This is a genomic window from Photobacterium sp. OFAV2-7, from assembly GCF_022347985.1.
Classification (GTDB): domain Bacteria; phylum Pseudomonadota; class Gammaproteobacteria; order Enterobacterales; family Vibrionaceae; genus Photobacterium.
The window spans coordinates 1-4,224 of the sequence record NZ_JAKRFQ010000433.1 but is presented as its reverse complement, the minus strand read 5'-3'; the positions used below and the strand labels follow the sequence as shown (position 1 = coordinate 4,224).

Genomic DNA, 4,224 nt, shown 5'->3' with positions numbered 1-4,224 from the left:
TATCCGATCAACAAGGTAATCATTTATCTGGTGCCACACCGGAAACAGTTGAGCTCTACAATCAGGCTGTCATCACCTTCAATCTTTATCGAGGCGACCCTTTTGCACTGTTAGACAGTGCCACCGAACAGGCCCCCGGTTTCGGGATGGCTCATATTCTTAACGCGTACCTATACGCAATGGCAACCGAGCCCAGCGCTTTGGCAGTCGTTCAACGGAGCCTTGATAAAGCTAAAGCGCTCTCACTTACCAAAAGGGAATACTCCCATATTGCCACCCTAAACCAATTACTCAGCGGCAACTGGACCGCTGCGGCCATTGCCCTTGATCACCATAATGCCGCTTACCCGCAGGATCTTGTTGGCTTACAGGTTGGCCATTTGATCGACTTCTACCGGGCTAATGCCAGGAACCTGCGTGATCGTATGGCCCGGGTATTAAAGCACTGGTCTCCAGATATTCCTGGTTACTCTATCGTACTTGGCATGTATTCGTTTGGCCTGGAAGAATGTGGCCATTATGCCAAAGCAGAAGAGACTGGACGACAGGCTATTGCGCTAGAACCTCTTGATTGCTGGGCACACCATGCCGTTACCCACGTCATGGAGATGCAAGGGCGGGTCCAGGACGGTATTGGCTGGATGACGACCCGAGAGCCCTACTGGTCTGGCGATGATAACTTTTTCAAGGTTCACAATTGGTGGCATCTGGCGCTTTATCATCTGGATCTGGGCCAGCCCGAAGCCGCACTTGCGCTCTATGACGGACCGGTTCGCAAAGATCGCAGTAGTGTTGCCCTGGATATGGTTGACGCCTCGGCACTGCTATGGCGACTGGAATTGTCAGGCTGCGAGGTGGCAGACCGTTGGCAAGAACTGGCAACAATGTGGGATAAACACGCCGATGGCAAACTCTACCCCTTTAATGACTGGCATGCTGTGATGGCCTATTTGGGCGCAGGTCGCAATGAAGAAGTCAAGCGGCTCCAGGCAACCTTCCGACAAGAAAACACTCCACAAAACGAGGTGGAACTATGGGCACGTCAAATCGGATTGCCGTTAATTGAGGGATTCAAGGCATTCTGGCATGGCGACTATAAATCTGCGGCAGATCACCTCTACAAAGCCCGTTATATTGCCAATAGCTTCGGAGGTAGCCATGCCCAGCGGGATATCATCGACTGGACGCTGACCGAGGCCGCTCTGCGAGGCGGCCTGACGGATCTGGCTGAAGCCCTCGCTAACGAGCGTTTGGCACTAAAACCTCACAGCGTTATGAATCTAAGCTTTCTTTCCAGGGCTTCATCTGCTCGGGAAAACTAGCGCACATTGGTTCAGTCACAGTCCAAGAAACCTCTAGGAAACGAACAATGCCGCCCACTACTGGGCGGCATTGGATATGATTCTTTTAATGTAGATGCTCAGTCGATTACCAAATCTTGGTTTGAATCAAAACACTACCTATCACTCAGCTTAGTCAAACAACCAAGCAGCTCTTCTTCCTGAAGCTTGAGTAAACTCTGGGCAATCCGAGATCGTACCTCCTCAGCATTATTGATTATCTCCAACATATGCTGGTCCCGTTTTTCTAGCAGTTCGATAGCCTGGCTTCTCAACATCTCTCCTCCGACAAATGCATCAAGCAAAGGCCTGATTTCTTTGAGAGAGAGTCCAAGCAGCTTTGCTTTTTTAATGAGCCTCAGCCGTTCAACGGTTTCCTCTGAAAACTGCCTGTAGACTCTTGAGCCAGCCTGTTCCTCGCTGGAAGAGATCAAACCTATGGCTTCATAATGTCTCACCAGTTCTTTCGAAACATCTGCCCTTTTACATAGCTCACTTACCCGCATTGATTAAAAAGACCTTGACTGTGTTGTATACCACACAGTTTATCCTGCCTATCCTATAACTTCACTTATTACCAAGGGGATTCTCGTGACAAAATGTTGGTCTACGTCAGATATTTCTAAGCTCAGCGATAAACTCGCTATTGTTACAGGTGGGAACACAGGATTAGGGTTTCAGAGCGCTTTAGAGCTAGCAAGAGCAGGTTGCCACGTCATTATCACTGGTCGAGATGAAAGAAAAGGGCAAGATGCCGTAAGGAAGCTGATAGAGCAGGTACCTGATGCACAATTAGAGTTTGCTATATTGGACCTAACAAACCCGGATTCAATCGACCAATTTGCCTGTGATTATATCAATCAATATCACCGTCTTGATATTCTGTTGAATAACGCGGGCGTGGTTAATCTTGAACAATTACAGCGAACTCCCGCTGGTTATGAAATGCACTTCGCGACAAATCACTTAGGCCATTTTTCCTTAACTGGCCGACTACTCCCTGCCATAAAAAATACCCCCAAAGCCCGAGTAGTTACTGTCAGTAGCGGTGGTCATAAGTTTGGTGAAATTAACGTTGAAGATATTCATTGGCAAACACGCCAGTACAACAGAGTAAAAGCTTACGGCGATAGTAAATTAGCTAATCTTCTATTTTCCCAGCAGCTTCAAAGATACTTCTCGAAATATAGTATTGATGCTTTCTCACTATCTGCTCATCCAGGACTAACTGGCACCGAGAGACAACAAAGTATAGGAGTGGGAGGAATTGTCTCGAAGTATTTAGCATCCTCTGTTGAAACGGGCGTGTTGCCTCAGCTTCGAGCATGCTGTGATGACGAATGTCGCGGAGGTGACTATTTAGGACCGCGATTTGGCATCCGAGGTGCGCCAGTAAAAGCCAATCCAGATCCAAGAGTCAGCTCAATCGAACTGGCCGAAAAGTTATGGGAGCTTTCTTCTGATTTAACGGGAATACAGTACAACTTTGATTAGATCTGGTTTATAGCCAAACTACCTCAAGGCGCATCTATAACACCAGTATGCCTTGCCCAAAATAGCTTTAAGCGAAACAACGATCGAATATAAATGTTTCGCGTATCAATGAATAACTGACAGTCTGAGGATAACAATGCCGCCCGACACTGGACGGCATTTGATAGTTCTCACCTGACGATAGATGTTCGCTCGATTACCAGATCTTAGAGACTTTAATCGTCACCGTATCACCGTTTTCAGACTGATCGGCCACCTGGAACATTTACATTTTTGGCCAAATATCAATGGGGCAACTTTTCGATGCACTCGACATTTTTCTTAAGGCTACAGACAAAGTCATTAACCTCATCGCGGGTAGACAAATAGATTTTATTACCCGTAAACCCTTCGAACATGTGACTATGATATTGATGTGAACTCTTAGATGTTCGCAAACCGTATTCCGACGCCCACTTTAGTAACTCCTGGAAATTCTTTTCAGCTAATTCGCTATCCAGCTGTTTTGAACTCTCCGAGCCTCTCAATAACAGCGATTGCTCGCACACAGACCATTCAATATCCAAAAAGATTAGTGTATCGGCTACAGGGACTAATTGTTCGGCTAATGCGCCAAATACGCCTTCGACAACCCAGTTCGATTGCGTGGAAATCTTACCTAGCTCAAGGTCTATCGACGCTTGGGAACGTTTTTGGTTATACCCTCCCGGCTCCCAGACAACGCTATCGAGATTTACTTCTTTGATTTGCAATAATGAAGACAAACGGGACGATAACCAACTCTTCCCCGAACCAGAATTACCAATAATTAATACTCTTTTCATGCTTATTCGCTATCCACGATTCACTCTGCCAAACAGGCGGCTCAATTGCCGTCTGCTTAATTCTATTATTGGGATTACCAGCTTTGGCTTTTCAAGTTCAGTTTTTGTTCCAGAAAATCAAGAAAGACCTTTAGCTTGGCCGGCATAAATGCCTTTTGCGGGTAAACGGCATAAATACCGTGCTCAGGCAGATGGTACTGTTCCAAAATCGGTACCAGCTCACCGCTGGCTAATTCAGATTCAACCAGAAAAAGCGGCATTTGGCCGATCCCCACACCATCAAGCATCAACTGCTTGAGTACCTCGCTGTTGTTTACCTGAATATTGCCCTCAGGCTTGATGCGTTCTATGCCATTTGGACCATCAAAGACCCACTCGATGCCAGCCCTGAAGTAGGAGTAATATAAACAGTTATGCTGTTTGAGCTCGGCCAGGGTTTCGGGCGTACCATTTATTTCCAGGTATCCCGGTGACACACAGACCACACTGCGGCACGGCGACAGCTTACGGGCTATCAGGTTCGAATCCGACAAGGCCCCAATCCGCAGCACCATGTCCAATCCTTC

The 4,224-nt window shown here is 47.1% G+C and carries 5 protein-coding genes; 2 read left to right on the top strand and 3 right to left on the bottom strand.

Features of this window, described 5'->3' with window-relative positions:
• On the top strand, positions 1–1,322 hold a 1,322-nt coding region (locus MHN01_RS18385), incomplete at its 5' end, for a tetratricopeptide repeat protein (RefSeq protein ID WP_239412675.1).
• Between the two features lie 134 nt (positions 1,323–1,456).
• Here the strand turns inward: MHN01_RS18385 and MHN01_RS18380 are convergent.
• On the bottom strand, positions 1,457–1,846 hold the full coding sequence (locus MHN01_RS18380) for a MerR family transcriptional regulator (RefSeq protein ID WP_255725348.1): 390 nt from the start codon (positions 1,844–1,846) through the stop codon (positions 1,457–1,459).
• A gap of 85 nt (positions 1,847–1,931) precedes the next feature.
• On the opposite strand from MHN01_RS18380, the gene MHN01_RS18375 reads away from it, so the two are divergent.
• Positions 1,932–2,834 (top strand): oxidoreductase, encoded by a 903-nt coding sequence (locus MHN01_RS18375; RefSeq protein WP_239412673.1) that lies wholly within the window; start codon positions 1,932–1,934, stop codon positions 2,832–2,834.
• Positions 2,835–3,118: 284 nt separating this feature from the next.
• On the opposite strand, the gene MHN01_RS18370 is transcribed toward MHN01_RS18375, so the two are convergent.
• Both MHN01_RS18370 and MHN01_RS18365 read right to left on the bottom strand, forming a co-directional pair.
• Positions 3,119–3,658, bottom strand: a complete 540-nt coding sequence (locus tag MHN01_RS18370) for an AAA family ATPase (protein ID WP_239412672.1) — start codon at positions 3,656–3,658, stop codon at positions 3,119–3,121.
• 74 nt (positions 3,659–3,732) lie between these two features.
• The coding region (locus MHN01_RS18365; protein ID WP_239412671.1) for a substrate binding domain-containing protein at positions 3,733–4,224 on the bottom strand (492 nt) is incomplete at its 5' end.

Excerpts from the sequence above, each read along its gene's own strand:
- MHN01_RS18380 (WP_255725348.1), bottom strand. The coding sequence starts at position 1,846 with ATGCGGGTAAGTGAGCTATGTAAAAGGGCAGATGTTTCGAAAGAACTG.
- MHN01_RS18370 (WP_239412672.1), bottom strand. The coding sequence starts at position 3,658 with ATGAAAAGAGTATTAATTATTGGTAATTCTGGTTCGGGGAAGAGTTGG.